General features: G+C 59.8%; 3 protein-coding genes. All 3 read left to right on the forward strand.

Annotated features, from left to right (window positions below):
- Positions 1 to 72 precede the first annotated feature (72 nt).
- Positions 73 to 1,548, forward strand: coding sequence for a nitrogenase molybdenum-iron protein alpha chain (gene nifD, locus FN369_RS00575; protein WP_142524281.1), 1,476 nt, complete (start codon positions 73 to 75; stop codon positions 1,546 to 1,548).
- 50 nt (positions 1,549 to 1,598) lie between these two features.
- Positions 1,599 to 3,179, forward strand: coding sequence for a nitrogenase molybdenum-iron protein subunit beta (nifK, locus tag FN369_RS00580; protein WP_142524282.1), 1,581 nt, complete (start codon positions 1,599 to 1,601; stop codon positions 3,177 to 3,179).
- 26 nt (positions 3,180 to 3,205) lie between these two features.
- Positions 3,206 to 4,574 (forward strand): nitrogenase iron-molybdenum cofactor biosynthesis protein NifE (gene nifE / locus FN369_RS00585; RefSeq protein ID WP_142524283.1); only part of this gene is annotated, 1,369 nt, incomplete at its 3' end.

Raw genomic sequence — 4,574 nt, forward strand, 5'->3', positions numbered from 1 at the left:
GGGTAGGCGGTTTCCTGGCCGGCGGTCCGCTGCGTGGGAGAGAAGATCGAAACCGCGGAGGAAAGAATCATCATGAGCCTGACGACGCCTGCGGCAGAGAAAAGCCAAGAGTTGAGCGAGCAGAACCGCCAACTGATCGAGGAAGTCTTAAAGACCTATCCGGAAAAGGCAGCGAAGAAACGCGGAAAGCATTTGGGAGTCTTCGAGGAGGGGAAGCCCGACTGCGGGGTCAAGTCGAACATCAAATCCCTGCCGGGGGTGATGACGATCCGGGGCTGCGCCTACGCGGGTTCGAAAGGGGTGGTCTGGGGGCCGATCAAGGACATGATCCACATCAGCCACGGCCCCGTCGGCTGCGGTCAATACTCCTGGGCTTCTCGAAGGAACTACTACATCGGCACGACCGGCGTGGATACCTTCGTGACCCTGCAGTTCACCACCGACTTTCAGGAGCGCGACATCGTTTTCGGAGGAGACAAGAAGCTCGCAAAGGCGCTCGATGAGCTGCAGGAGCTCTTCCCCTTGAACAAGGGAATCACGATCCAGTCCGAGTGCCCCATTGGCTTGATCGGGGACGACATCGAAGCGGTCGCCAAGGCGAAGACGAAGGAGTTCCAGGGAAAGACGATCGTTCCGGTCCGCTGTGAAGGCTTTCGCGGGGTCTCGCAATCCCTCGGCCACCACATCGCCAACGACAGCGTTCGCGATTGGGTGCTCGACAAAGCCGCGGGCAAGGAGACCGAGTGGGTTTCGACTCCCTACGACGTCGCGATCATCGGAGACTACAACATCGGTGGGGACGCCTGGTCGTCCCGAATCCTGCTCGAAGAGATGGGTCTTCGAGTGGTTGCGCAATGGTCGGGAGATGGAACGCTCAAGGAGCTCGAGAGGACTCCCAAAGTAAAGCTCAACATCCTCCACTGCTATCGTTCCATGAACTACATCTCCCGCCACATGGAGGAAAAGTTCGGGATTCCCTGGGTGGAGTACAACTTCTTCGGTCCGACGAAGATCGAGGAATCGTTGCGCAAGATCGCCGGCCACTTCGACGACAAGATCAAGGAAGGCGCGGAGCGGGTCATCGCCAAGTATCGTCCGATGGCCGACGCGGTGATCCAACGGTTTCGGCCGCGGCTCCAGGGAAAGAAGGTCATGCTCTTCGTGGGCGGTCTCCGTCCCCGCCATGTGATCGGCGCTTACGAAGATTTGGGCATGGAGGTGATCGGGACCGGCTACGAGTTCGGCCACAACGACGACTACCAGCGGACGACGCACTATGTGAAGGACGGCACCCTGATCTACGATGACGTGACGGGGTACGAGTTCGAGAAGTTCGTGGAGAAGCTGGAGCCCGATCTCGTCGGCTCCGGGATCAAGGAAAAGTATGTCTTCCAAAAGATGGGGGTGCCCTTCCGCCAGATGCACTCCTGGGACTATTCGGGTCCCTACCACGGCTATGACGGGTTCGCCATTTTCGCTCGCGACATGGACATGGCGATCAATAGCCCGATTTGGGGGCTGACGAAGGCGCCTTGGAAGAAGGAGTAAGGCGGCGGAAAGAGGATCCGGAACCACCAACCAAAAGAAAGGGAGCGCAGATGAACACGAACGGAGAAACCAAGAGTCAGAACGCGGAACATGTTCTCGACCACTTTCATCTCTTTCGGCAGCCGCAGTATTTGGAAATGTTCGAGCGGAAGAAGCGGGAGTTTGAGGATCCCGCCTGTGCCGACGAGGTCGAGAGGATCCGCGAGTGGACGAAGACCAAGGAGTATCGCGAGAAGAACTTCGCCCGGGAGGCTATCACGATCAATCCCGCCAAGGCCTGCCAGCCGCTGGGGGCGATCTTCGCGGCCGTCGGCTTCGAGGGGACCTTGCCCTTCGTCCACGGCTCGCAAGGGTGCGTCGCCTACTTCCGGAGCCACTTCAGCCGCCACTTCAAGGAGCCGAGCGGTTGCGTCTCTTCCTCGATGACCGAGGATGCAGCGGTCTTCGGCGGGCTCAACAACATGATCGACGGCTTGGCCAATAGCTATGCCCTCTACAAGCCGAAGATGATCGCGGTCTCCACGACCTGCATGGCGGAGGTGATCGGAGACGATCTCAACGCCTTCATCAAGAACGCGAGGGAAAAGGGGAGCGTTCCGCAGGACTTCGACGTCCCCTTCGCCCATACCCCCTCCTTCGTGGGCAGCCATATCACGGGATATGACAACATGATGAAGGGGATTCTCGAATATTTCTGGGACGGAAAGGCCAAGACGGTTCCTCCGCTCGAGCGGATTCCAAACGGAAAGATCAACCTGATCGGGGGCTTCGACGGCAATGTGGTGGGCAATATTCGGGAGCTCCACCGAATCCTCGAGCTGATGGGCGTCGAATATCTGATCGTATCCGACAACAGCGATGTCTGGGATACGCCGACCGATGGGACATTTCGCATGTACGACGGCGGAACGAAGCTCTCGGAGATTTCCGAGGCCCTTCACTCCAAGGCGACGATCTCGATGCAGAGCTTCTGCACGCCCAAGACCTTGCCCTACATCGCAAGCAAAGGGCAGGAGACGGTCGGGTTGCACTACCCGATCGGAGTGGCCGCTACGGACCGCCTCCTTCAAGAGCTCTCCCGCCTCTCGGGACGGCCGATTCCCGAAGCGCTCGAAAAGGAGAGGGGACGGCTCGTCGATGCGATCGCCGATTCGAGTCCCCATATCCACGGGAAGAGGTTCGCTGTGTACGGCGATCCCGACGTCGCGCTTGGAATCGCGGGCTTCCTGCTCGAGCTCGGGGCGGAGCCGGCGCATATCCTCGCAACCAATGCCGACGCGGAGTGGGAGGGAAAGGTGCGCGAGCTTCTGGCCGCATCCCCCTTTGGCGCGGGTTGCCAAGTCTATCCTGGAAAGGATCTCTGGCATCTGCGCTCTCTCCTCTTTACGGAGCCGGTCGATTTCGTGATCGGGAACACCTACGCGAAGTATCTTGAGCGCGATACGGGAACGCCCCTCATCCGGCTTGGATTTCCGATCTTCGATCGCCACCACCATCACCGGTACCCGGTCTGGGGCTATCAAGGCGGGCTCAACGTGCTCGTCTGGATCCTCGATAAGATCTTCGACGAGATGGATCGGAATACCAACGTTCCGGCGAAGTCGGATTACAGCTTCGACATCATTCGCTAGCACAAGGATCGGGAAAGGAGCTCCGGATGAGCAGCATATCGGAAAAGGTCCAGGCTGTGTTCCAGGAGCCCGGCTGCGCCAAGAACCGGGCCAAGTCGGACAAGGAGCAAAAGAAGGGCTGTACCAAGCAGCTCCAGCCGGGTGCCGCCGCCGGAGGCTGCGCCTTCGATGGGGCGAAGATCGCTCTCCAGCCCATCACCGACGTGGTGCATCTGGTCCACGGCCCGATCGCCTGTGAAGGAAATTCCTGGGACAATCGGGGGTCCAAATCCTCCGATTCCCTCCTCTATCGGATGGGCTTCACGACCGACATCCACGAAATGGATGTGGTCTACGGCGGGGAGAAGCGCCTCTTTCGAGCGATCAAGGAGGCGATTGAGCGGTATGATCCTCCTGCGGTCTTCGTCTACCAGACCTGCGTGCCGGCTCTGATCGGCGACGACGTCGAAGCCGTCTGCCAAGCCGCACGAAAGCAGTTCGGCCGGCCCGTCGTCCCGGTCGTCTCGCCGGGCTTCGCCGGTAGCAAGAACCTGGGCAACAAGCTCGCCGGAGAGGCTCTCCTCGACCATGTGATCGGAACCGAGGAGCCGGCCTACACGACTCCCTACGATGTGAACATCATTGGGGAGTACAACCTGGCGGGCGAGCTCTGGCAGGTGAAGCCCCTGCTGGATCAGCTGGGGATCCGGATCCTCGCTTGTATCTCGGGTAACGCCAAATATCGGGAAATCGCCTCCTGCCACCGGGCGAAGGCGGCGATGCTCGTCTGCTCGAAGGCGATGATCAACATCGCCCGCAAGATGGAAGAGCGGTATGGCATCCCCTTCTTCGAGGGATCTTTCTATGGGATCTCCGATATGAGCGACGCGCTTCGGAATCTGGCCGGGCTCTTGGTTCGTCGAGGAGCGCCCGAAGAGCTGCTCTCCAAGACCGAGCTGCTGATCCGGCGGGAGGAGCAGAAAGCTTGGGAAGAGCTGCAAATCTATCGAAAGCGGCTTGCCGGCAAGCGGGTGCTCCTGATCACCGGGGGCGTCAAATCCTGGTCGGTGGTTTCCGCACTGCAGGAAGTCGGTATGGAGATCGTCGGTACGAGCGTCAAGAAGTCAACCGAAGAGGATAAGGAGCGGATCAAGAAGCTGATGGGAGACGAAGCCCACATGATCGAGGAGATGACACCCCGGGAGATGTACCGGATGCTCAAGGAGGCGCGGGCGGACATCATGCTTTCCGGCGGGCGCTCCCAGTTCGTCGCCCTGAAGGCGAAGATGCCCTGGCTCGACATAAACCAGGAACGCCATCATGCCTACGCCGGCTACGACGGGATGGTCGCCTTGGTCTCCGAGATCGACCGAGCTCTTTCCAATCCAGTTTGGCAGGAGGTGCGCCTGCCGGCTC

Source organism: Methylacidimicrobium cyclopophantes (assembly GCF_902143385.2).
Classification (GTDB): Bacteria; Verrucomicrobiota; Verrucomicrobiia; order Methylacidiphilales; family Methylacidiphilaceae; genus Methylacidimicrobium; species Methylacidimicrobium cyclopophantes.

Excerpts from the sequence above, each read along its gene's own strand:
- nifD (WP_142524281.1), top strand. The coding sequence starts at position 73 with ATGAGCCTGACGACGCCTGCGGCAGAGAAAAGCCAAGAGTTGAGCGAG.
- nifK (WP_142524282.1), top strand. The coding sequence starts at position 1,599 with ATGAACACGAACGGAGAAACCAAGAGTCAGAACGCGGAACATGTTCTC.